The sequence below is a fragment of the Euryarchaeota archaeon genome (assembly GCA_016207515.1).
GTDB lineage: Archaea > Thermoplasmatota > SW-10-69-26 > JACQPN01 > JACQPN01 > JACQPN01.
In genome coordinates this window covers 106,388-129,452 of the sequence record JACQPN010000002.1, presented here as the reverse complement: position 1 = coordinate 129,452, position 23,065 = coordinate 106,388, and the positions used below count along the sequence as shown (strand labels likewise).

At 63.5% G+C, this 23,065-nt stretch carries 20 protein-coding genes; 11 read left to right on the top strand and 9 right to left on the bottom strand.

Annotated features, from left to right (window positions below):
- Position 1: 1 nt before the first annotated feature.
- From HY556_01155 to HY556_01135, 5 genes are read left to right on the top strand one after another with little or no spacing between them, the layout of a single operon-like run.
- Entirely contained in the window at positions 2-1,348 is a 1,347-nt protein-coding gene (locus HY556_01155; protein MBI4392392.1) for a hypothetical protein, read from the top strand.
- Entirely contained in the window at positions 1,348-2,676 is a 1,329-nt protein-coding gene (locus HY556_01150) for a hypothetical protein (GenBank protein MBI4392391.1), read from the top strand. Before HY556_01155 ends, HY556_01150 begins: the two co-directional genes overlap by 1 nt.
- A 23-nt stretch (positions 2,677-2,699) precedes the next feature.
- Entirely contained in the window at positions 2,700-3,845 is a 1,146-nt protein-coding gene (locus HY556_01145; GenBank protein ID MBI4392390.1) for a hypothetical protein, read from the top strand.
- Complete coding sequence (locus tag HY556_01140) at positions 3,845-4,027, top strand: hypothetical protein (GenBank protein ID MBI4392389.1); 183 nt, start codon at positions 3,845-3,847, stop codon at positions 4,025-4,027. The genes HY556_01145 and HY556_01140 overlap by 1 nt, the downstream gene beginning before the upstream one ends.
- Positions 4,024-5,271 (top strand): hypothetical protein, encoded by a 1,248-nt coding sequence (locus HY556_01135; GenBank protein ID MBI4392388.1) that lies wholly within the window; start codon positions 4,024-4,026, stop codon positions 5,269-5,271. Before HY556_01140 ends, HY556_01135 begins: the two co-directional genes overlap by 4 nt.
- A gap of 39 nt (positions 5,272-5,310) precedes the next feature.
- Here the strand turns inward: HY556_01135 and HY556_01130 are convergent, their stop codons facing one another.
- Positions 5,311-5,550 (bottom strand): hypothetical protein, encoded by a 240-nt coding sequence (locus HY556_01130; protein ID MBI4392387.1) that lies wholly within the window; start codon positions 5,548-5,550, stop codon positions 5,311-5,313.
- A 552-nt stretch (positions 5,551-6,102) separates the two neighbouring features.
- Here HY556_01130 and HY556_01125 point away from each other — a divergent pair.
- A complete protein-coding gene (locus HY556_01125; GenBank protein MBI4392386.1) occupies positions 6,103-7,473 on the top strand; it encodes an exo-alpha-sialidase in 1,371 nt (456 codons plus the stop codon).
- Here HY556_01125 and serS read toward each other — a convergent pair.
- The 6 genes from serS to HY556_01095 form a co-directional block, all read right to left on the bottom strand.
- Entirely contained in the window at positions 7,470-8,810 is a 1,341-nt protein-coding gene (gene serS, locus HY556_01120; GenBank protein MBI4392385.1) for a serine--tRNA ligase, read from the bottom strand. The genes HY556_01125 and serS overlap by 4 nt on opposite strands.
- A 153-nt stretch (positions 8,811-8,963) precedes the next feature.
- The gene (locus HY556_01115) at positions 8,964-11,222 is read right to left on the bottom strand and encodes a PKD domain-containing protein (protein ID MBI4392384.1); all 2,259 of its coding nucleotides are present in this window, start codon (positions 11,220-11,222) and stop codon (positions 8,964-8,966) included.
- 204 nt (positions 11,223-11,426) lie between these two features.
- Entirely contained in the window at positions 11,427-11,930 is a 504-nt protein-coding gene (locus tag HY556_01110) for a DUF1801 domain-containing protein (protein MBI4392383.1), read from the bottom strand.
- 84 nt (positions 11,931-12,014) lie between these two features.
- Positions 12,015-12,755, bottom strand: a complete 741-nt coding sequence (locus tag HY556_01105) for a nucleotidyl transferase AbiEii/AbiGii toxin family protein (protein ID MBI4392382.1) — start codon at positions 12,753-12,755, stop codon at positions 12,015-12,017.
- Positions 12,737-13,291 (bottom strand): type IV toxin-antitoxin system AbiEi family antitoxin domain-containing protein, encoded by a 555-nt coding sequence (locus tag HY556_01100; protein MBI4392381.1) that lies wholly within the window; start codon positions 13,289-13,291, stop codon positions 12,737-12,739. Before HY556_01100 ends, HY556_01105 begins: the two co-directional genes overlap by 19 nt.
- A gap of 220 nt (positions 13,292-13,511) precedes the next feature.
- On the bottom strand, positions 13,512-14,099 hold the full coding sequence (locus HY556_01095) for a DUF1801 domain-containing protein (protein MBI4392380.1): 588 nt from the start codon (positions 14,097-14,099) through the stop codon (positions 13,512-13,514).
- A 263-nt stretch (positions 14,100-14,362) separates the two neighbouring features.
- Between HY556_01095 and HY556_01090 the strand changes: the two genes are divergently transcribed.
- From HY556_01090 to HY556_01075, 4 genes are all read left to right on the top strand, one after another.
- Entirely contained in the window at positions 14,363-15,130 is a 768-nt protein-coding gene (locus tag HY556_01090; protein MBI4392379.1) for a 30S ribosomal protein S3ae, read from the top strand.
- Between the two features lie 225 nt (positions 15,131-15,355).
- The gene (locus HY556_01085) at positions 15,356-16,141 is read left to right on the top strand and encodes a DUF92 domain-containing protein (protein ID MBI4392378.1); all 786 of its coding nucleotides are present in this window, start codon (positions 15,356-15,358) and stop codon (positions 16,139-16,141) included.
- Positions 16,138-17,706, top strand: a complete 1,569-nt coding sequence (locus HY556_01080) for a 2,3-bisphosphoglycerate-independent phosphoglycerate mutase (GenBank protein ID MBI4392377.1) — start codon at positions 16,138-16,140, stop codon at positions 17,704-17,706. The genes HY556_01085 and HY556_01080 overlap by 4 nt, the downstream gene beginning before the upstream one ends.
- Positions 17,707-17,764: 58 nt before the next feature.
- The gene (locus HY556_01075) at positions 17,765-18,964 is read left to right on the top strand and encodes a redox-regulated ATPase YchF (protein MBI4392376.1); all 1,200 of its coding nucleotides are present in this window, start codon (positions 17,765-17,767) and stop codon (positions 18,962-18,964) included.
- A 12-nt stretch (positions 18,965-18,976) separates the two neighbouring features.
- Here the strand turns inward: HY556_01075 and HY556_01070 are convergent, their stop codons facing one another.
- Positions 18,977-20,821, bottom strand: coding sequence for a fibronectin type III domain-containing protein (locus tag HY556_01070; GenBank protein ID MBI4392375.1), 1,845 nt, complete (start codon positions 20,819-20,821; stop codon positions 18,977-18,979).
- 180 nt (positions 20,822-21,001) lie between these two features.
- The gene (dph5, locus tag HY556_01065; GenBank protein ID MBI4392374.1) at positions 21,002-21,784 is read right to left on the bottom strand and encodes a diphthine synthase; all 783 of its coding nucleotides are present in this window, start codon (positions 21,782-21,784) and stop codon (positions 21,002-21,004) included.
- Between the two features lie 29 nt (positions 21,785-21,813).
- Between dph5 and HY556_01060 the strand changes: the two genes are divergently transcribed.
- Complete coding sequence (locus HY556_01060; protein ID MBI4392373.1) at positions 21,814-22,857, top strand: class I SAM-dependent methyltransferase family protein; 1,044 nt, start codon at positions 21,814-21,816, stop codon at positions 22,855-22,857.
- The last annotated feature ends 208 nt before the right edge of the window (positions 22,858-23,065 follow it).

The window sequence follows — 23,065 nt, the reverse complement described above, 5'->3', positions numbered from 1 at the left end:
TGTGGCCATCGAGCCGAGCGAGTACACCACGCTTGCCCTCGCCGCAGTCAACTTCGCACTGGCGGGCGGGCTCCTCTACCTCCGCTTCAATAGTGCCGCGAACCAGGCCTTCGCACTCTTCTTGATCGCCAGGGGAGGGAATTGGACCGCTGTGGTGTTCGGCTTCACGGGCGAGGGCGTAGTGGAGGATTTCCTCTGGGCCTCCGTGCAGCCCTACTTCTTCCTGCTCTTGGCATTCGCCATGGTTTGGTTCGGCCTCGTGTATCCGACGAGGCGCAGAATCATCACAAGGTTCCCTGCGGGGCCGTATCTCTTCTGGGGCATGGCCATCGTCGTCCAACTATTGTACGCGATGGATCATCGGCTGTTCCAAGACCTCTCAGCTCCCGCGCTCCTGACCGATCCCTATTCGGCGTACCCCCTCGGCCCCCTGGCGATGATAGGTGACCTTTTCTCCGTCGTGGGGGCGCTGCTTGCCCTCGTTTTTCTCATGGATTTCGCCCGCATGCCCGCAGGCTCCGCACGCCAATCCGTGGTCCTCGTGAGCCTCGGCTTCGTCCTCTTCCTGTTGTTCGACTTCGCCGCCTCCACCTTTGCGGGACAGCTCTTCCCGGCGCCCCTGCGGACGCTCGGTTATCCGCCGTTCTACGCAGCCCTGCAACAGGGTGCGGCCCTCCTCGTACTCGGAGTCGTGGTCGCGAAGCTTTTCGACCTGTCGCGAAAGCCCGACAAGGAAATCGGCGGGACCGCGCGCGCCTACTTGTTGCTCGCGGCCGCCGCGGTCATGTCGGGCGTCTTCGTTGGCGTATTCCTGCCCGCCGACGGCCGCATCTTCGCAGAAAGTTTCCTCTTCTGGCGCGTCGCGTTGCCGCTCTTCGTCGTTTATGGCCTTCTTCGATACCAACTATTCGACATCGACGTGAAGGTCAAGTGGGGCATCAAACGCGGGACGATCGCGTCGGTCTTCCTTCTCACCTTTCTCGTGGTAACACAGCTCGCCCAGCAATACTTCCAGACCAACTACGAGTGGGTGTTCGGGGGCGTGGCGGCCGGCCTCCTCCTCTTCGCCATCGCGCCGCTGCAGCGCGCGGCAGACCGGATCGCCAACGCCGCCATGCCGAACGTCCATGAGGCCCAAGAGTTCCGCGCCGGCGACAAAACAAGCCAACTCAAAGCCTACCGCGCCGCCGTCGAGATGGCGCTCGCCGACGGCGTCATCACGCGGGCGGAGGAGCGTTCGCTCGCAACGGTGGCGCACGAGCTGGGGCTTAGTCCCCTTGAGACGCTCACCGTGCGCGAAGAGGTCGAGAAGGCGATGGAGATCACGGTGACGGGAGTGGGCGCCTAGTGGCCGTCATTCCCCTTGACGAATACCCGATCATCGCCGCGGGGACGCTCAACATCCTGCTCGCCGGCGTCCTTCTTTACCTTGGATTCAACAATAGGTTGAACCGCGCGTTCGCCCTGGTCCTGGTCTTTCGGGGGATGGCGCATCTCCTCGGCGGCATCAACACGACGGACGATTTGCGCCTCAATGCCTTCGCGAACGCCCTAGGGGGCTACCTCGGCCCCCCCATTTTTGCGGCACTCCTCTCCTTCATTTCTATCTACCCGGTAGACCGGCGCTGGCCGCCCCGCCCCCTGATCGCGGGCCTACTTCTCGCGGCCTTGGTCGCGCTCGACGCGTGGTATATGCTCGACCACTCGATCGACTCGGGCGAGGGGGCGCTTAACCAATTCTTTGGCGGCGGCGGAAACTACGGGTCCTTCACCGTCCTCTTCATGCTCATCGCTGCACTCTTGGCGCGGGACGCATTCGCAGAAAACAGTGGGTCCCGACGCCAATCCATGCTGCTTGTGAGTCTTGCGTTCGCGATGGTCGTGCTCGCGAATCTGGCCACCACCCTCGTTAGGATGGGGGCCGAGCCCTTTGGGGCGGGGGGCTGGACCTTTCTGGCAGCGCTCTCGCGCCCCATCATCTTAGCGCTTGTCGCATACACCTTCTACGTCATGTGGCGACGCGGAGCGAGTGCAGATGACCCGATACTCGCCTCGGCTTCCAGGAAATACCTCCTGCTGGCGGGGCTCCCCCTGGTCACCGGGATAGTCGTTGCGACCATGGCGCCCGGGCCCACCCGCACCGCACTCGATTCTGCGTTTTCAGGCATCTGGCGCCTCCCTCTCTCGATCCTCACGACCTATGCGCTCCTCAAACACCAACTCTTCGATGTCGACGTGAAGATCAAGTGGGGCATCAAGCGCGGGACACTTGCGGCGATCTTCCTCGCCGTGTTCTTCATCGTGACGCAAGTCGCGGAGCAGTATCTCCAAACCCAATATGATTGGGCCTTCGGCGGCCTCGCAGCCGGACTGCTCCTATTCGCAATCGCACCACTACAGCGCGCCGCAGACCGCATCGCGAACGCGGCGATGCCGAACGTCCACGAGGCGACCGAGATCAAACAAGGCGACCGCGCAAAACAGATGGAGGCATACAAGGACGCCGTGCGGATGGCGCTCGCGGACGGAGTCGTCACGAAGCAGGAGGAGAGGGCCCTCGCGAGGCTTGCGAGTGTTTGTCAGTTGACGCCGGAGGAGGCGTATGAGTTGAGGGAAGCGGTGGAGGCCGAATCGGCCGCCTTGAGAACGAGGCCCACCGCCACTGGAGGATCGTGACGGTCGCGTGGAGGGAGGCGTAGGTGGCCTTCGAGCTCAACGCCGCGCCGCTGGCCAGCCTCGCGCTTTCCTGCCTCGAGATCTTGATGGCGGCCGTGGTGTTGCTGCTGCGCCCCGACCGCACCCGGAACCGGTTTCCGGCGCTGTTCTTCTTCTGCCTCGGGCTCTACGCGGGCACCACCGGTTTGCTTTTCTCCACGACGAGCCCGCAGGACGGGTGGGCACTGGGCCTCGCCCTGACGCTGCCCGTCCTATGGTTTCACGGCGCGTACCTCGGCTTTCTGGGGACCCTCCCCACGCCAGTCGTCGGGTGGCTCGGCACCCACGTTGGTCGCGTCACGGTGCTGGGCCTCGTCGGCACATTGTCCTTGACGGTGGTGCTCGCGCCCTCGTGGTGGCAGCTCGGCGTGACGCGGGGCACGGAGACACCGTGGTCGGTTTTGCTCGGGCCCGCCCGGTCGCCGTTCAACATCGCGTCGTTGCTGATGCTGCTCTTCGCCGTTGGCGTGGCGTTCTCGTCCTACAGGCACGCGCGAACGCCGGTCGTGCGCCGGCAGATGCGGTGCTACGCCACCGGGTTCGGCGTCTACCATGTCACGCTCGTCGCGCTCCTGGCATACAGCCTCCTTCCCGTCCAGCTCGGGGGCCCCTCGCGCTTCGGCTCGTGGTTCATCTGGGGCGTCCTCTTGGCCACGCTATGGCTCGTCGCGTGGCTTTCGTACGGGATCCTGCACACGCAACTCTTCGACATCGACCTCAAGATCAAGGTCGGGATCCGCCGGGGGGCCATCGTTGGCGCGTTCCTCTTCGTCTTCATCGTCATCGAGCAACTGGTCCAGAACGCGGCGAGCGCGAGCCTCGGCACACTCGGCGGCGCGGTAGGCGCAGGTGTCCTTCTCTTGGCCCTGAGGCCCCTCGAACGGGCGGCCGACCGGCTCGCGGAAAAGGCCATGCCCGGAGTGAAGGACACCGACGCCTACGTGGAGTCGCGTAAGAACGAGATATTCCGAGCAGCCGTGTCCGACAGCATGATGGACGGGAGCCTAACCGCCAAGGAGCGGCTCGTCCTCGTCCGGTTGGCAAACAATCTCGGTCTCGATGGGAACGAGGCGATTAAGCTTGAGGCGGAGGTCCTGGAGGGCGGGACCGGCCGGACGGAGGCAGTCTGATGGCCTTCACGACACTCGTGCTTCTGAACGGCTTCTCGGGTCTCCTTGAGGCCACATTGGGAGTATGGATGCTTTGCTTACGTCCGCGAAACGCTGGGACGCTTTGTTTCGGATTGTTCGGCCTCGGGGCCGAGCGTGCGCTGCAGCTTGAGACGGAGGCCGCACGCGGGGTGAATCGATGAGTTTCTTGCCAACGGCCTCGGCCTGGATCAACGCGGGCAGCGGCATCGTCCTCCTCGCTCTAGGCGTCATGGCGCTCGTCCTCGGTCGGGGTCGCCCATCATCCTTGTTCTTCGGGAGCTACGCGACGTTGTTCGGAGTATCGTTCTTCCTTCGGAACCTGACTTCCGACGATGATTCCCTTGACGAGGTTCTCCTTGTCGCAGCGCGCGCGATCCTGCTCATCGCGGGGTGCATGCTCATAGCTCTCGTGGTCACGTTTCCAAAGCGCATGGCCCAGCAAGACCATCGTAAGCTGATTCGGCCCGCGCTACTTAGTGTGGCGTTCGTTGGAGCCTACCTGGTCATCGTATGGCCGCGCCTTGCAAGACCGGCCGACCAATTTTCGCAAGTGGGGCTCGCCGTTTTCTACGGCCTTCTCTGGTGCGCGATTCTCATCCTCGCCGGCCGTTATTCCACCGCCGTCGCTCGCGGGGATGACTCGGCCTGGAGTCAGGCCGCCATGCTGTCTGTGGCCCTCCTCATATTCCCCGGCCTGGTCACGGGGAACGTGGCGGTCGATGCGGGCAACCTTACCCCCTGGCCGCCCATGCTGGCGATGAGCCTCATAGTCGGATCCGCTTGGCTGTCGGCAACCCGAAACGCTCCACGACCCGCGGCGAGGCTGGCCAGAAATGTCAGTCTCTTCGCATTCGCCCTGCCCCTTGCGGGCATGCTGGTGACGGCGTCGAGTCCTCCTGGTTCGGTGCTCGACGACGGGTTCAACGGCGTCGCCAGGATCCTTGGCGCCGCGGTCGCCGCGTACGCAATCCTTCGCCACCAACTGCTCGGCCTCGACCTGAAGGTCAAGTGGACGATCAAGCAGTCGACGATCGCCGCCGCCTTCATCGGCGTCTTTTTCGTGGTGAGCGAAACCGCACAGGTGGTCTTCGCCGAAAGCCTCGGGACCTACATAGGTATCGCCGCTGCCGGCCTGTTGGTATTCGCAATCGCGCCCCTCCAGCGAGCGGCCGAGAAGGTGGCGAGCGCGGCCATGCCCGGGGTCAAAAGCGTCGGCGAGATGTCGTCGGAAGAGCGCGCTCGTGTCTATCGCGAGGCCGTGGCCGGCGCCTGGGCGGACGGAAACCTCAGCCGCGAGGAGCGCGAGATGCTAGAACGGCTCGCGGCGTCGTTGGGGCTTGACGATGCGACCACGAAGGCCCTTGAGCGCGACACGCACTCCGAGGCACGCCCGGAAGGCGCTTGAGGTGGCGTGGAACGCCGGTGCCGTGTTCCCGTTTACCGCCTAGGACGGCTTCCCGAGCCTTTCGGTCCCGCCCATGTATTGCCGCAGCACTTCCGGCACCGTCACCGTCCCATCCGCATACTGGTAATTCTCCAATATCACGACCATCGCCCTGCTCGTCGCTATTGCCGTGCTGTTCAACGCGCGGGGCGCGGCATTTCCCTTCCCGTGCCACCGGCCCGCTTTCCGTCGCCATCGATTCGACCAATAATCATGTACTATTAGCGCGGAATTCCTCAAGTTAATCGCCTACTGGACGTGTGCACATGAGATTTGTGATGATTGCCTCGTGGGCCATTGTGATCGGCACACTCGCCGCGCCTGCCGCAGGCGCCGACGCCGAACAATACGGGTCCGAGCCGGCGCTCACCGCCAACATCGAATCCGGCCTTCTACGGGCTACGGTACGTTCCGCCAACGCCAAAGGAAACACGCATCTCGTCGTCGCTCATGAGGACCGTATTGCCGGGGCGGTGGCCGACAGGATCATCCCTCTTGAAGTGAAAAGCGAGGCATTTTTCAGCCTTCTGCTGCGAAACGTGCGACTCGAACGCGATCTCAGCGTCCGCCTCTTGGAGGTTCCATCGAGATTCCGTACCTTTTCGACGAGACGACCCTGCCGGATGGGAACGCAATCGCCAGGGCGACATCACGCGCCGAAGTCAAGTTACATGGTGCTGCGCCCGCGCACGGTCTCTACCCTGGAGTTGTTTCCGGGTTCCCGGCGACGACGGACCAGGAGTATCACCGCGCAAGGGCACACGTCACGCAACGCGGCGAGATGGTCGTCGTGTGGAGCGCACTGCGCCATCTCGACGGGGGGAAAAGAGAACGTTTCCAATCGCAGACGCGGTTCAACTCGTCATCTCGCGGGACGGTGGACACACGTTCTCGACGCCCCTCGAACTCCCGGGCGACCTGCCGCCAGATGTCCAGGGCTGGGCTTTCGTTCCCATGAGCGACGATTCCCTGGGCTTTTTCCTCCGCAACGAAGATGGCGAAGGGGATTACACCGGCCCCGCTCGAATGGTGCGCGTGGATCTACGAACTATGTCAATCACATCATCGGTGATCTTGTCGACTAACCTGACCTTCCGTGGGGAGATGTCCGGCACGGAGCTCTCGAACGGGTCGATCGTGCTGGCTGGACGACTCGCGTCAGACTCTTCCGACCGGGAATTTGGCGGTGTCACCGTATGGAACGTAGGCCAGGACGGGGACGCCGCGTTGGCTTGGGACTTTGGTCGCGACGAATGGAGAGACCTCAATGGACGCGTGGTCGTGGGCTCCTCGCCTGACGACCGAGTTTTCGTGTTCGCCGATGTGCGCAGGAGTCCGTACACCGGGACTGTGTGGTACGCGACGTCCAGCGACGGTGGAGCGAGTTTCTCGCCGGCAGCCGAGATTCCTGGCGCGAACGACCGCAACAACGCCCATCACGTCGAATCGATGGCGGTCGATGGGCAAGGGAATGCGCATGCCATCGTGCGTTCGTCCCTGAACATGGCGAAGTTCGGCATCTTTGGCGGCAATCCAAGCTCCAGAAGCGATGGAGTGTACGTGAGAGTGACACCTTCGGGGGACGCCGATGCCCGACTCCTGAATGGCCCGGCGGAAGGATCGTTTGTTCCGGAAACGGCCGACACGCCCCTAGCCACTCTTGCAACACGAGGCTCGCGCGTTTGGATCGTCTGGACCCATTCACAAGACGAGGTCGTGCGGGCGTCAAACGGGTGCTTTCTCGCCGTTGAATCATTGGACGGCGGACAGACCTTCGACTTGCCGCACTGCATGAGCTCGGTGGAGCGCTATGTCATCCACCCTTGGTCGATGGGAATCTTCCCAGATGGCCGTCCGGTGCTCGCAGCGACCTACCACCATGATTTCGGGCGGCAGGCGTACCTATCTTCCGTACCAATGTTTGATCCGGTGGCAACCAATGGCTCTTTACTCACAATCTTCGAAATGCACCCGGGCGGGGCCCTCGCGCCGTACAGCGACCCGGAATCACCTTCGAACGACGGGACTCTCGGCGACGTGCGCGAAGATGAACAGCACCTCCTGCCGGTCATTTCGCCCGTGCCGGGATTCTCGGGAACGGGTGTTGTGACCGCTATCGGGCTCGGCATTGCCCTCTTTTCAAGCAAACGGCGGCACCGCTAACGGTTCGCCGTAGGACCAGAGGCCGAGGCACTGGCGCCCAGACGATCGGCCCCGCCCATGTACTGCCGTAGCGCCTCGGGCACCGTCACCGTCCCATCCGCATTCTGGTAATTCTCCAATATGACGACCATCGCCCTGCTTGTGGCTATGGCCGTGCTATTCAACGTGTGCGGCGTGCGCTTCTCGGTTCCCACGCGGCCTATCCTCAACTTGAGTCGCCGTGCTTGATAGTCCGTGCAGTTGGAGCACGACACGACCTCGACGTATTTTCCCTGCCTCGGGCTCCATGCTTCTATGTCGTATTTCTTGGCCGCCACGGTGCCGATGTCTCCCGTGCAGACGTTGACGACGCGGTACGGGATGCCGAGTCCCTGGAAGAGCGCCTCCGAATTGGCGAGCAGTTCCTCGTGGAACGCCCACGAATCCTCTGGCTTGCAGTAGATGAACTGTTCTATCTTGTTGAACTGGTGCATGCGAAACAGGCCGCGCGTGTCCACACCGCGCGCTCCTATCTCTCGCCTGAAGCAGGGCGATATCCCGGCGTACTTGAGCGGCATCGCGGCCTCTTCGAGTATCTCGTCGTGGTGCATCGCGCCTATCGCGTGCTCGCTCGTCGCTATGAGGTACATCTCGTCGCCGGGTTCGACGCCTGCGTCCCGGTTCTCGATCTTGTACATGACGGACTCGAAGTCGGATAGATCGGTGACGCCCTCGTAGACGGCGCGGCGGATCATCACCGGGACCTCGATTATCGTCCAGCCTTTCTTGCGAAGGAAATCGAGCGCGTATAGCTGCAATGCGAAGTCAAGTTGTGCCAGTTCGCCTTTGAGGAAAACGAAGCCCGCCCCGCTTGTCTTTGCCGCGCGGTTGAAGTCGGCGAGCCCCGCGGCCTCCATCAACTCCCCATGGGCCCGCAGGTCAAAGGCCGGCTTCTTGGCATCGCCCCACGTCTTTTCCACCTTGTTCTCGGCGTCGTCTTTCCCGACGGGCACCGATTCGTGGAGGATGTTCGGAAGGCGCATCAGTTTCTTGTTGAGTTCGGCGAGCCAGTCTTGAAGGCCCGCTTCCTCCAACTCGAGTTCGGCGCCGAGTTTGGCGGCTTCGCGTCGGGCCGCGTCGGCCTCTTCTTTCTTCTTCTCGCGCATAAGTTCCCCGATACGCGAGGCGGTCTTGTTCTTCGCCGCACGAAGGTCGTCGACCTTCTTCTGGGCGAGCCGCCACTCCTTGTCCTCCTCGACGACCTTGTCGAAGAGTTCGAGCCATGGGGCGTGATTTCGACGGGCAAGGTTCGCCCGGAGTTCGCCGGGCTTTTCTCGGATGAGCCTGATGTCGAGCATTACAGGCGCGAAAAGTGATGAGCCTACTTAAACGCGGCGAGCATGCCACGCGACCGCCACCACCAAGAACTTATGGGGCGCAGCAAGGGTCCGCGGGCGCAAGCGGTGGCAGGAGGCATGCTTTCCTCGTCCCCTGTCCTGCCCGTCGCGAGGTCACTTTCGACGGGTCGAAAGGACGAAGGCCGATAGCGCCACGGGTAGAAGGATTTCGAGCCCGGGGTACGGCGTCTCGGTTTCACCGGATCCGGGGCCTTTCAACTCACCGTCGGCGTCCTTGCCATCAAGCACGCCGCCCCCATCCGTCGTGTCCCCGTTTTCCCCAGAATTCTTTGACGCCGTCGCGTCGTCGCTTGAGCGCCCGTCGTCGCCGCCAGTGTCCTCCGAGCGTTCCTCGATCGCCTTCCGCCTTACCGTGACGCTTGCGCTCGTCTCGCCCTCCCCGCCTTGATTGTCGACCACGGTGAGGCGGAGCGTGTACTGGCCCGCCGAGGAATACGCGTGGATAGCGGCAAGGTCCGTCGAGGTGTTCCCGTCGCCCCAATCCCACTCATAGGCCGCGATGAAGCCGTCGCCATCGGTGGAATCGGCGGCGTCCACGACGGCCGTGAGCCCATCGGTCGTGACGTTGAGCCTTGCCACAGGGGGCACGTTCGGGCCCTTGATCTCTACCAACTTGCTTGTCGTGAACGAGCGCCCGTCCACTGCGGTGATGGTCAATCGTATCTCGTAGATGCCGGGCGCCGAGTAAGTGTGGTTCGCTCGGATCCCTCTTCCCTTGATCCGGCCCTCGCCCCAGTCCCAGTCGACCTCGTCGTCATCGGAAGCATTTCGCGAGGTGCTCGAATCGACGTTCACGTCGAGAAGCGTCGTGTTCAATGTGAAATCGGGAACTATTGCTTGAAGCGGCCGGTGGCCGGCGCATCTTGGCTCGCCATTCCCCCTTTCCTCCTTGAGGAAGAACTGTTCGAAAACGACTAGCCCTTTGACGGAGCATCGGAGCGCCTCGCCGCCGGTGGCGAATTCCGCGCGGTAAGGCTGATAGATGGGGGACGCCGTCGCTGCGTGAGAGGCTTCCATGAGCAGTCGTTCGAGCGCATCGAGGACGCAAGGCTTGCACTCGGCGTCGATCTCCACGTCGTTTTGGGCCTTGATGCGGGCGATCGCATCGACTAGGGCCGCTTCGCCGAACTGGGCCACGTAGGCCCCGACGACGAAACCGGCACGCTCGTACGCGAGATGTCGAGAAGCGGTCGTCTGGGTCGCGTGGGGCGTCCATTCCCGATCGAAAGCCGTCCCGTTCTCGTAGATGCCTTTGATGTCGTCAAAGCCGATCTTTGACGAGAGGTTCTGGCAATAGAAGCCCGGCTTGCACTCGACGAGCCACTCGGGATGCGCGTCCTCGAAGGAGTTATCAGAATACGTCGCCAGGCCTTCGTCGAACCAAGACGCGCCGCCGCCTGCCCAATCGAGGGGTTCGTCGAGGAAGGCGTGGGACGTTTCATGCACGAGTGTGCTTCCACCGCGGAGGTCCCAGTCGTAACTGGCGTTCTCGTAGTCCTCGGCTCTTACGGCTATCACCCCGCTTTGGTACCACCCGGCCTCCCATTCGAAAAGCGTCGACGGAGCGTAGATGACGAGGACGCGCCCGCCCTGGGGCATCGGCAACCCCGTGATGTTCTCAAGGCGCGGGATGAAAGCCTCCGCAAGGTTGGCGACGGCGAACGCGCGCTGCGATGCGCTCCCTGAAGAAGACTCCCACGAGGCCGGCGTGAGCAACGCGTAGTGCGTCGTGTTCCCGAGGCGACGGCTCTCTATCGCGTCCTTGTGGACGAAGAGGAAAGCACGGCTGATCGACTTCGACCGTGTCTCTACCCAGCGCGAGTACTGCGTGCCGTTCGGAAGGAGGACGACGCCGCCCGCCGGCGCTTCGATGACGAGACGAGCGTTTCCCTCGGTCGCCGGGGCCCAGGCGGAGGACAGGTACATCCCCTCGGTGATGGTCTTCGTGGCGGCTCCCGAACCGGTGATCTTGAAAGACTTGTAGCCGGACCCGAATGCGTAATGGGTCTCGAAAACGATTTGGCCGTTCGCCTCCTCGGTGAAGGATATGCTTCCGAGGTCGTCTGAGACGGCGACTGGCCTGAAACCGAACGGGAGGTACCATGACCATTTGTTGCTGTAGTGGCTCGCATCGTACCAGACCGTCACGTTTACCAGTTCCACGGGCCCGCCGGGAAACGTGTACCAGCTCTCAACGAATGTCGGCGTGTGCGAAGTGGCGCTGGCGGTGCCATCGAGCGGGCCCGCCGGAACGAGAGCGAGCGTAACGACGATGAGGACGAGGGGAGCCAAAGGCGCACCCCGTCGAGGCGCGAAACGGGCGGGGGCTAGCATCCTTTGGAGGGAGAGCACGACCCGGGAACCGGCCTCCTTCACTTCAACCTTCACCTAACGGCCCGACGTTTGGCGACCAAGACACCGTGCCCCGGGGCCCGCATGGGACACCCTTCGGCCGCCGCGCTCTGGCGCCTCCCACGATGCCCGGCCACACCGTGCCGAGGGAGCGCCGATCACGTCGCGCAAACGGGAAAGAGAATGGCGTCGGCCCGGCGTGGACTAAGGGATCCAGCCGGGCAACCTGGCCGACTGCTTCACCCATGCCAGGATCTTCGCCTCGTCGAAATCATCCTCATGGATGTCGATCCAACGCGCGTCCTTGCCCGTGCCTCCCGGTGGAACGGGCTTGAGCGACGTGCCGTTGAAGAACGTCACCTTGACGTAGTGCGTGAAGACGTGAAACGACAGGAACCAACCCTTGCCATCTATCCCGTAGAACGGCGAGTTCCACTTCACGGCCTTCTGCACGTCGGGGACGCTGCGCACGATGAGCGCATCGAGACGCTTGCCGACGTCACGCTTCCACCCCGGCATCGCTGCGATGTATGCCTTCACAGGCGCGTCGCCCTCCGCTTTGGGAATCTGGGGATTGCCGCCGGAGAGGAGGGCGGGCGTCGCGGCAGCCGAGAGACCCTTTTCGCTTGGCTCCGCCGGATCTCTTCCCACGGCCGACGACACGTTTGTCCTTGGTTGGCATGAACCTGGATGGCGCGGGGGATTCATGGCGATTGCGGGGCGAGCGAACGACTGAGATCGGCCGCTTGCGCAGCGAAGCGGAGCAAGTCGGCGTGAGCGATTCGTTCGGCGTCACGCCGACGACCCGGCCAAACCCCAGCGACGCAGGCGGGCTAGCAGCCCATCGACGGTCACCTGCATATCGTCGCGGATTCGTTTGAAGCCGGGGATGCGCGGCCCCAGAGCTTGTTGGAGTTCTTCTTGCGTCGAACCCAGTGCCTTGCTGAGCGTGTCGACGCGTTCCCGGAACAGGTCGGGTCTCTGTTCGATGATTGGCGCGAGGAGCTCGTGGAGGCGGTCGGCTTGGTAGCCGGTGTACGCGACGGCGCAGATGTCACCGATGTCGCGCGGCCGCATTGGTTGACATTTGAGGGCAATAAGGGCCTCCTTGCTGATGACGGGCATCTCGAGGCCGCTTTCCGTGATGCCTCGCACCGGTCGCGTGGCGCGGTCCTTCCAGAGTTCACCGAGGAGCATGGGGATTTCGAAGCTTCGGTCCTGGATGCTGTTGACCAAGAGGTCGACGGTGACGTCGCGGTCGCCGCCTTCCCAACGCTCCCCGGCGCCGCCGTAGTTCTGCTCGATGTCGGGGCGTTCCTTCGTTAGGCTGAGCTTGTGCGACGTGAAGTGGTCCCGGAGAGTGGGCGCGTCGGCTTCGCTGATGATAAAGTCGAGGTCATGGCTGAAGCGTGGGAACGACCAGGCACTGGCAGCGTATCCGCCGACCATGATGGCTTGCACGTCGGGCCAGTCCTGGAGGACCGTGTACAGCTCCTGTTCACGTGCTTTCAGTTCTACGTCTTTACCAGCCATTCATCTGCTCCATCGTAAGTGATTGGGTTGTCGTGGATGAACGCCAGGACCGCCTCGCGGTCAAGTACAGGCTTGCCTTCGAGGACCGTGAAGCAGGGTTCCGGGACGACGCGCAGGGCCACGTGGGGGCGGCGGTATTCTTCGCCGATGGGGAGTCCGATTTCGTCTAGGTATTTGCGGTAAGCCTTTTCGTCGTCGGCGGCGACGGCGATGTGGATGGCCGTCGACTCGGAGCGCACCGTGTATCGGCCCCGCGTCCACAACGAGACCGCGTCGGGCCCGTCCAAGCCGATGCGGAGCGGGGCCTCCAGCGCATGCTCCAAGCGTAGTTCGATGCGACGGCGATCCAAGGCGGCGCGGTTCGAATCCGGTGCCACGCGGTAGCGGCCACGGCCGGTCCGGATCAGGAGGCCCTTGGTGCGGAGTTCGTTCAGGAGCGTGCGCGTCGTCGCTGTGGACGTGCCTAGGGCCGCCGAGGCCTCGCGCGTACTGAACTCCGAGGATGGGAACGCCGCCCGGAGAAGGTCAATGTTCATTTACTACAACAGTTAAAGACTGTCGTTATATATAGATAATTCTCATGATGCTCCGAAAGTTGTGTAGCTCCCATGGGCGCCTCCGAGCCGCTGCAACGTTGACGCCGAACGATGGAGGCATGGCGCGTGCCCTTCGCGCGCTCCCCCAAAGAACATGGGGCAATCGGACCCGGCCAGGCGGGATTACCCATCCAACTCCCAGGCCCACAATCCTCAGACTCTACCGTTCCTTCGCCATCGCATTCCCCGCCACCGCTGCCCTCACTAACTCCTTAAACGCGTCGGCGTCCACTTTCTCCCCTTCTTGGATGTCGATCGCTCGTCGTGTGCCGCCCGCCAAACTGGAATTGAAAAGGTGGCTGGGGTCGTCGAGGCTAGCGCCCCTGGCGAACGTTAGCTTCACGACATTCTTGTGGACCTCCCCGGTGCAGACCATCCCCCCGTGCGACCAGACTGGGATTCCCGCCATCCCATTCGAAGGTTTTCTCCATTTGCGCTCCTCGATCATGTCGGGGTCGGCCTCCAGGATGAGCGTCCGCATGCGTGCGAGAGTGGCCTCGCGCCAGTCCCCCTCGGTGTGAGTCCGCTCGGTGCGAGTCGCCTCGTCGACAAGCTTTGTACCGGGTTTCGCGGCGGCTCGCGTACGATCGCCACCACCTGCCTTCGCGTTCGCCCGGGGACCCTTACCTCTCTTCGCGGGGGAGCGTCCGGCAGTGGCCTTGGACGCCTTGCCTTTCGTCGCCGTGGCCTTTCCCTTGACGACTCGGGACGGTCGCTTGGCGGGCTTGGTCCTACCCTTTACCGGCATGCACCCGAATCCGGTAGGCGCTTAATGACGATGGCGCCGCGGCCGACGGCGCTTGCACGACGTGACCCCCCCGTTGAACGGCTTCGTTTGGGACCGTGGGCGCCTCCAGCCTCCGTGTCGGACCGTGGACGCCCCCAGTTTTAAATACCAAGTCCGCATCCTGAGGCTACCTCCGGGCGAGGGATGCCCAATAGGGCGTAAGACGTCGTTTGGCGCCGGACAACCGTCCGATTCCGCCGACCCCGGTACAGAGGTTGACCAGAATGGCCGAAAAGAAGGCACGAACCGTTCAGAAGAAAGTCAAGGACAAGTGGAAGACCAAGCAGTGGTACAGCATCAAGGCCCCGAAGATCTTCAACGAGGTGCCGGTGGCTGTGACGCTCGCCGACGAGCCCGAGAAGATGATGGGCCGGATCGCCGAGGCCACGATGCAGGACATCACGGGCGACTTCTCAAAGGTCCACGTGAAGCTCTTCTTCAAGGTCAATGGCGTCGTGGGGCTTGACGCGACGAGCAAGTTCGTCGGCCACGAACTCACGACCGACTACCTCCGGAGGCTCATCCGCAGGAAGCACAGCAAGATCGACGCCGTCTACGACGTGACCACGAAGGACGGGTATTCGCTTCGCGTGAAGCCCGTCGCGGTCACCGAGAAGCGGACGAAGACGAGCCAGGAAGCGCAGATCAGGCGCGAGATGGCGACGGTCATGACGGACTTCGGCTCCCGCCTCACGTTACCCGAATTCACGCGCGACATGATCAACGGCGAGTTGAACTCTGCCCTCTTCAAGGTGAGCCGAAAGGTCTACCCGGTGAAGAAGGTGGAGATCAGGAAATCCGAGATAAGGAAGGAACCGGCCGAGCCCATCGAACACGAGCCGATGTTCGCCAAACCGGAACCGGTCGAAGCGGCCGAGACGCCGGAAGAACCGGTGACCGACGCCCCCGCCGAAGCGAGCGCCCCCGAGGCCCCGACCGAGGAGAAGAAGGAACGGGCGGAAGAGGAGCTCACGGAAGAAGAAAGGGTCTAGGCGCGTCACGTTTGCAGGGTGTGCCCGGTTCCGGGCGCACCCGCATCGATTTTTTTTTCCTCCCCGCGGCGCCCGAGGCCGACCTCCGTCTCCATGTAGTGAAGACCGCGGCGGTCGAAGGTCGCCTTGCGCGCTTTCCCGGTTTCCAGTGGGCAGCCGGGACCACGCCACACGCTTCCATGCTTGGCAACGGGTTTTTAGGCACCCGGTGGGATTCGCCCCCGGATGGCGGCGCTACTTACGGGCGACATCAAGCTCGCGGTGGAGCTCGCAATCGTCGCGGTCTTCTCGTTCCTTGCCTTCAAGAAACGGATGCTCACCCTCTCGGCCTCGTTCGTCGCTTTCCTCCTCGGGGCGGCGATCGTCTACTACACGAACATCTTCTGGGTGCTTCTCATCATATCCCTTCTTGGGATCACGGTCGTCGCGACCAAGTACAAGTACGCCGAAAAGAAGGAGCGGGGTGTGGCCGAACGGAAGGGGGGCGTTCGAAGGATCCGCAACGTCCTCGCCAACGGCCTCATGCCCGCGATCGTCGCCGTCCTCTACCCGGTGATCGTCGGCCAGTACGGCCTTGAAGGCCCCGACATCGCCGCGTTGACGTTCGTCTCCACGATCGCCGTCGCCGCGTCCGATACGCTTGCGAGCGAACTCGGTTCCCTCTCCGACGAGGTCTACATGATAACGACCTTGAAGCGTGTCCCGCCCGGCACGGACGGCGGCGTCTCCGTCCCCGGGACGACGGCGGCCTTCATCGGGGCTTTCACCATCGCATTCCTCGGCATCGTGCTCCTTGGCGTGATCGCACCCCTCTTCACCCTCACGGGTGTGCTCAAGGTGAACGCCTTCAACCTCATCGTGCCCACGTTGGTCGGGTTCATCGGTTGCCAGATCGATTCGCTCTTGGGCGCGTTCCTCGAACTCGAAGGCATGGTGAACAAGGAGGAGGTCAACCTCATCTCGATAGCCGCCGGCACCGTCCTCGCTTTCACCTTGGGGGCGCTCTTCTGAAGCAAGGCTCCTCGACGTCGAAGCATGGGGAGAAGGTCCTCCTCGTCGTCCTTGATGGTTGGGGCCATTCAAAGGAAACGATCGGGAACGCTTTCGCAGCGGCGAACGCGACGAACCTCAAAGGTTGGCTTCGCGACCGCCCGAACACGTTGCTTGAGGCGTCCGGGCTTTCCGTGGGGCTTCCGCGCGGTCAGATGGGAAACAGCGAGGTCGGTCACCTTACCATTGGAGCCGGGCGCGTCGTCTACCAGTCGCTTACGAGGATCGACATGGCCATCGAGGACCGCTCGTTCGACTCGAATCCCGTCCTCCTGGAGGCGATGGACGCTTCGAAGGGCGCGCGCCTCCACGTCATGGGTCTCGTCTCGGATGGCGGCGTCCATTCGCACATCGCTCACCTATCCGCGATACTCCGCCTCGCCAAAGCGAAGGGGCTTTCGGACGTCGCGGTGCATGCGATACTCGACGGGCGCGACACGCCGCCGCAAAGCGCGCAAAGGTACATCGAGAGGATCGAGAAAGAACTCAAGGTCACAGGCGTCGGCCGGCTCGCGACGGTGGGTGGCCGCTACTTCGCGATGGATCGGGACCGGCGCTGGGAACGCACGAAGGAGTACCACGACGTCATTGTTGGAAAGGACGATGTCCTTGCTGGAAAAGGCACGACAGGCCCGGCGACCGCCTCGCACGCATTGGATGCGGCCTACGAGCGCGGCGAGACCGACGAGTTCGTGCGACCTGTTCGAATCGCCGGCGCGCCCGCCCTTGCCGACGGCGACGTCGTCCTCTTCTTCAACTTCCGCCCGGATCGCGCCCGCCAGATGACGAGGGCCCTCTTCGATGCGGATTTCAAAGAGTTCGGGCGGATCTCCTTCCCCCGCGTCAAGTGCTATACGATGAGCCGGTACGACGAGACGTTTCCGCTCAAGGCCGCGTTCCCGCCGGTCGCGTTGACGGACCTTCTCGGCGGCGTCCTTTCGAAAGCGCGCGTGAAACAGCTTCGCGTGGCCGAGACGGAGAAGTACGCCCACGTGACCTACTTCTTCAACGGGATGGACGAAACGCCCTTCGAGGGGGAAGAGCGCGTACTGGTCGCGTCACAGAAGGTATCGACCTATGATCTACGGCCCGAGATGTCCGCGCGGGCCATCACGGACGCAGTCATCGAGCGAGCGACAAGCGGTGACCTCGGTTTCATCCTCGTCAACTACGCGAACATGGACATGGTCGGGCACACTGGAAAGTTCGACGCGGCCGTCAAGGCCGTGGAGGCGGTCGACTCGTGTCTTGGCGAGGTCGTGACGGCCGCACGAAGCGGGGGATACGACGTGCTGATCACGGCGGACCATGGGAACGTGGAGAAGATGCAAGGCGAGAACGGAGCGCACACCGCCCACACGTCAAACCCCGTGCCGCTTCTTTTCATCGGAGACGAGGACGTTGGCCTTGCAAGCGGCGGCGGTCACCGGGACGTGGCGCCTACAGTACTCGACCTCATGGGCATCGAGGCGCCGAAGGAGATGACGGGCCGATCGATACTCGTCAGGGAATCGCCGAAAAGATGACTGTCCCCGCACCGGTGGTTCAAGAACCTCTATTACCGATAACCGCCGTAACGCCTCGATGCTAGAAGTGGGTCTCGTGGGGAAGCCCAACGTCGGCAAATCCACCTTCTTCTCCGCCCTCACTCTCGTCCCGGTGGAGATAGCGAATTACCCGTTCACCACCGTCGAACCGAACCGGGGCGTCGCCTTCGTGCGAAGCCCTTGCCCGCACGTCGCGCTGAAGACTCAGTGCACGCCGCGCACCGGGGCCTGCAAAGACGGGACCCGCCTTGTCCCGGTCGAACTCATCGATGTGGCGGGCCTCGTCCCGAAAGCGCACGAAGGCCGCGGCCTCGGGAACAAGTTCCTCGACGACTTGAGGAAGGCCTCCGCCTTCATCCACATCGTCGACGCCTCCGGGTCGACGGACGAGGAGGGCCGCGAGGTGGGGGCAGGCATCTACGATCCGGCAAAGGACGTCGAGTTCCTTCCCGACGAGATCGCCTTCTGGATACGCGGCATCCTGGAGCGCGGTTGGCGCGAGACCGTCCGGGGGGCCGAGATGCAAAAGAAGAAGATAGAACCCATCCTCCACGAGAGGCTTGCGGGGCTTGGCGTCACGGAATTGAACGTCCACGCGGCCCTTCGAAAGACGGGGCTAAACCCCGAGCGGCCGACACTCTGGGGCGACGAGGGACTTCTCGCCTTCGCGCGGGCCGTGCGCGAGGCGTCGAAACCGATGCTCGTCGCGGCCAACAAGGCCGACAAGGCCGATCCGAAGATCGTCGAACGGCTCCTGGCGATCAAGTCGTACCCCGTCCTGGCCAGCTCCGCGGAATCGGAGCTCGCGTTACGAAAGGCCGCGAACGCCGGCGTCATCGATTACCTGCCGGGGGAGGCGGACTTCAAGATCGTCGACGATTCGAAACTGAGCGAGAAGCAAAGGAAGGCCCTCGAATTCATCCGCATGCACGTCCTCCAAAAGTTCGGCTCGACCGGAGTGGAGTGCGCGCTCGAGGACGTGGTCTTCAAGACGCTCGACCAGGTCGTCGTCTACCCCGTGGAGGACGACTCGCACTACACGGACAAGGAAGGTCGCGTCCTTCCGGACGCCCATCTCGTCCCTCGCGGCACCACCGCGAAGCAACTCGCCTACCGCGTCCACACCGATCTCGGCGACCATTTCATCCGCGCCGTGAACGCAAGGACCAAGATGGTGATGGGAGCGGATCACGCCCTTGAGAACGGGGACGTGGTGCGCATCGTCACCGCGAAATGAGCACGCGGCGGCTCAACGCGCCGCCACCGTGTGGGCGCCGGCCGATTGCGGGCCTAGGCCGACGACGTTACGCGCCGCCACCTTGTATTGATAGATGCCCGTGGGCACGTTCGTGTCCGTGAACTGCGTCCCCGGTCCCGCGTCAAGAGGCCCGTATAGGAAGCAGGCACACGCGGGGACGAAATGGCCGCGGTAAACGACGTGGCCCGTTATCGGGCGACCTCCGTCCGCCGCAGCTTCCCAAGTGAGGCGGACCGTGCCGATACCGGACGGGATCGCGACGAGGTCGGTAGGCGCCGATGGCGCGGTGGCGTTGTACGCCGTCGCCACAACCGCCGCACTCAACGGTCCCTCCCCGACGAGGTTTCTCGCGGACACCCGGTATTCGTAGGAGGCGCCGTCCGTGAGGCCGGAATCGGTGAAAGTGTTGGAGGGGACCAGCGCGACGCTCGAAAGAGGTCCGCCCACGGGGCCCCGGTACACGGTGTAACCGGCGACCCCCGCGCCGCCCGAACTCGCAGGCCCCGACCACGTGAGGCTCACCTGGAGTCGGCCAGGCCCTGCGACCGCCGCGAGGTTTCGAGGCGCCGATGGGAGTCCGTAGGTAGTCACGGACGCCAGGTTGCTATCCTCGCCCTCCCCGGCGTAGTTGAAGGCCGTCACGTAGTATTCCCACGTCTCGTTGTCGCCGAGGCCGGTGTCGTTGTACGACCTGGCCGTCGATGGGAGCGACGCGATCTGCGAGAAGATCCCGATGGGCGGTTGCCGGTAGAGCGCGTAGCCCGTGATGGGGCCGAGCGTCGTGTTAGAGGCGGGTGGACCCCATGTGACCCGTGTCTCGCCGCGACCCGGCCCCGCGATGGCCAGGACACTTCCCGTGCCGGCCGGTGTGAGGGTATAGTTGAAGATCGTGGAGTACGCGTAACCGACGGGGTCGGGGAAATGATCTTGCTCCACGCCGCCTCCGAAGAGGTAGATGCCGTTGCCATCGGTGGCCGCTCCGATGCCGTAGCGTGGGTAGATGCTTCCGGCCGGCGCCGTCGTGAGGCTTCCGGTCGTCGTGTCGTACCGGAAGACCTTCCACTCATAGTAACATTGACCGTCGCAGCGCCTTCCGCCGAACACGTGCGCGGCGTAACCGTCCCACGCAGCACTCGTGGAGGCGAGTTCCTCCGGTGGCGTCGCGCCCATCACGGTCGTTGTGCCCGTCGTCGTGTTGTACCTCGTGATCTGCGAGCAGTACCCGGAAGAGGTGGCGCACCCGCGGCCGCCGAAGACGTAGGCGTTTCGCCCGTCCCAGATCGCGCTCGTCTCCGTCCGTCCACTCGAGAAGGCGCCGCTAGCGCTCGCGACCACGCCGGTCACCGGATCGAAGGTCGACACACTCGACGAGAGTCCGCCGGGCGTCTCCCCTGCGAAGATGAACGCCTTCGAACCGTTCCACACGGCGCTCGTCCCGCGTCGGCCCGTGGGAAACTCCGCCGTGAGTTCCACGGCCGTATCGGTCGAGGGGTCGTACTTGATGATGTCCCGCAGCGGCGCTTTGGAGCACCCGGGGCAGGTCGCTCCGTAACCGCCGAAGACGTAGGCCGCTTCACCGTCCCAGACGGCGCTCGTCCACGCCCGCGGACCGGGAAGCGTCGCGGCCATCGTGGTCACGACCTTGGTGGTCGTGTTGAACCGGACTATCGAGTCGAAATAGGAGGCGTCGTTGTCGAACCCTCCGAACACGAACACGTCGCTTCCCGCCATCACGGCCGACGTCCCGAGCGCCTCGTAAGGGAGAACGGCGACGAGTTCGGCGCCATGCGCCTGCGACGAGTCGACGATCAACGGTGACAGGCCCCCGAGAAGCATGACGACGGCCCCGAGGACCGCGAAGGGGCCGCCTGCCGACGTTTGGCCGGTGTCCTTGTGCGTTGGCGTCGCCCCGACAGCCTCCTATGTGTTTCATGAGGAACATGGAACAATCAAATACTTTCCGCCGCGCGTGGGCGGCAGGGAACGTCGGGGTTGCATCCCCGGCGTGTGCGACCATCAGCCCAAGGTCGTAAGACCGGCCAGGATCCGAAGGGCCTCGGCCTCGACGTCGTGAAGACGCCCCGGGACGACGATCGCGTGGAGCGGCGGCCCGAAGTCCATGGACGCCAATGCCTTGAGCGGGCCGGCCTTCGCGGTCTCGCTCGGGCCCCCGACGCGCGTAACGACGCAACAGGTCGTATCTTCCCCGATGAGCCCGTCGCCGCGCTTGCGGCTTATCGACTCGAGTTGAGAAAGTCCCTCGTTCGCAGTCATGTAACGCCCCGACTCGACATCGATGTCAAGGAGCACGAGCGTATGGTTTCCAGCTGCAAGGTTCGCCGCGACGACGTCGTACGGGCTTTCCGGCGCAAAGCCCGGCCGGCTGATGACGAGCGTCGTGCTTCTGCCGAATTTGTACGACTGGAGCCCGAGGGATCCGGCCGCGGCGGTGATTATCGACGCGTTGTGCACTATCGACGTGCGTATGCCCGCCTTTTCGGCGCGAAGGCGCAAGTCGATGTGCGTCGTCGCGGCCATGGAATCGCCGACGACGAGGAGACCCGCTTTTCCACGCGATGCGGCCGCCAAGATCGCATCGCCGCCTTCGACGTCCTTTCGCGTGACCCGAGTGATGGGCTTTCCCACTTGCTTCTCAAGCCCTTTTCGCGAGGTCGGGGCCTGAAGCGACGTGTAGGATTCGAGGAAAAGCGCGTCGCACGAGCGGGCCTCCTCAAGGCCTCGCAGGGTGATGTCCTTCTCGTCGTGAAGGCCCAATCCTATGAAGACGAGTCCGCTCACGCGAGGCGCATAGGGGCCCTAAGATATAAATGAGGCCGGGCATCACGAGGCTCGTGCTCCAGCGTTACGTGCGGGTCGCCAGCGCCGACGCGGAGGAGGTACGGCGCCGGCTAGTGGAGGCGCGCGTCCTGAAGATCGGATTACGCGTGGCGAAGGAGGGCGAAGACGTTCTTTTCCCGGTGGAGGAAGGTGCGACGCTTCTCGGCTTCAAGGTGGAAAGCGGCCTGTTCGATTTTGAGGAGACGCCCCTTCTTCCGCGCGATTATTCCGAGATCCTCGACGTGCCGGAGTCCTTGCGAGCGCTTCTTCCGTCGAGCTTCGACGTGATCGGCGACATAATAATCATCAAGCTACCGCCGCCGCTTCGAAGTCAGAAGGCCGAGATCGGCAAAGCACTCCTCAAAGCCAACAAGAACGCCAAGGTCGTCGCCATCGACGAAGGCGTGAAAGGCGAACTCCGTCTACGCCGCGTCGAGGTCGTCGCCGGCGAAGACCGGACCACGACGCGCCATCGCGAGTATGGATTGGACCTCAAAGTGGACGTCGCTCGGGCCTATTTTTCACCGCGCCTTGCCACCGAGCGCAATCGCGTGACCTCGCAGGTCCGTAGTGGCGAGGTCGTCTTCGACATGTTCGCCGGCGTCGGGCCTTTCGCCGTCATGATCGCCAAGAACGCCGCCCCCGAGCGCGTCTACGCGGTCGATCTCAATCCGGACGCGTACGCCCTGCTTGTCGAGAACGTGGCCGCGAACAAGGTGGGGGGCAAGGTTCGTGCCGTGTTGGGCGACGCACGGGACGTCGCAACGTCGCTCAAAGGAGGCGTCGACCGCGTGATAATGAACCTGCCGCATGGGGCCGAGGCGTTTCTCCAGGATGCGATCTCGGCGACGCGCCCGGGCGGCGTCGTGCACTTCCATTTCATCTCATCGCCCGACGACGCCCCAAGAAGGACGGAATACGCCCTCGACCGGTCCGGGGCGTCGCGTCGCCACGAGGTGCGCACGATCCGCGAAGTGCGCAACTACAGTCCCGAAGAACGCCACTTCGTCGCCGATATCCACTTCGCGGATTGACGCTGATCGGGTCGGTGAGGTCGGATCCATCCTTGATACCCGTGGCGCACGCTGGTGGGCCGCGCCCGCTTGCGGGCAACCGCGGACACACGTGATCACGACGATAATCCGTGACGCAGCAGCGGTCGGCGAAAAGCGATGGCGCTTCTTCCTGAGGAACGCGCATCCTCCAAAGGGCGCGATGGTGACGATTATGCCATGCGGGCGC

What these genes read in the sequence shown, in the direction of transcription:
- HY556_01100 (MBI4392381.1), bottom strand. Translation starts at nt 13,291, where the DNA reads ATGAACATTGACCTTCTCCGGGCGGCGTTCCCATCCTCGGAGTTCAGT.
- HY556_01090 (MBI4392379.1), top strand. Translation starts at nt 14,363, where the DNA reads ATGGCCGAAAAGAAGGCACGAACCGTTCAGAAGAAAGTCAAGGACAAG.
- HY556_01095 (MBI4392380.1), bottom strand. Translation starts at nt 14,099, where the DNA reads ATGCCGGTAAAGGGTAGGACCAAGCCCGCCAAGCGACCGTCCCGAGTC.
- HY556_01105 (MBI4392382.1), bottom strand. Translation starts at nt 12,755, where the DNA reads ATGGCTGGTAAAGACGTAGAACTGAAAGCACGTGAACAGGAGCTGTAC.
- HY556_01060 (MBI4392373.1), top strand. Translation starts at nt 21,814, where the DNA reads ATGAGGCCGGGCATCACGAGGCTCGTGCTCCAGCGTTACGTGCGGGTC.
- HY556_01140 (MBI4392389.1), top strand. Translation starts at nt 3,845, where the DNA reads ATGGCCTTCACGACACTCGTGCTTCTGAACGGCTTCTCGGGTCTCCTT.
- HY556_01110 (MBI4392383.1), bottom strand. Translation starts at nt 11,930, where the DNA reads ATGAATCCCCCGCGCCATCCAGGTTCATGCCAACCAAGGACAAACGTG.
- HY556_01085 (MBI4392378.1), top strand. Translation starts at nt 15,356, where the DNA reads ATGGCGGCGCTACTTACGGGCGACATCAAGCTCGCGGTGGAGCTCGCA.
- HY556_01135 (MBI4392388.1), top strand. Translation starts at nt 4,024, where the DNA reads ATGAGTTTCTTGCCAACGGCCTCGGCCTGGATCAACGCGGGCAGCGGC.
- serS (MBI4392385.1), bottom strand. Translation starts at nt 8,810, where the DNA reads ATGCTCGACATCAGGCTCATCCGAGAAAAGCCCGGCGAACTCCGGGCG.
- HY556_01070 (MBI4392375.1), bottom strand. Translation starts at nt 20,821, where the DNA reads ATGCTTCTCGGGGGCCTGTCACCGTTGATCGTCGACTCGTCGCAGGCG.
- HY556_01075 (MBI4392376.1), top strand. Translation starts at nt 17,765, where the DNA reads ATGCTAGAAGTGGGTCTCGTGGGGAAGCCCAACGTCGGCAAATCCACC.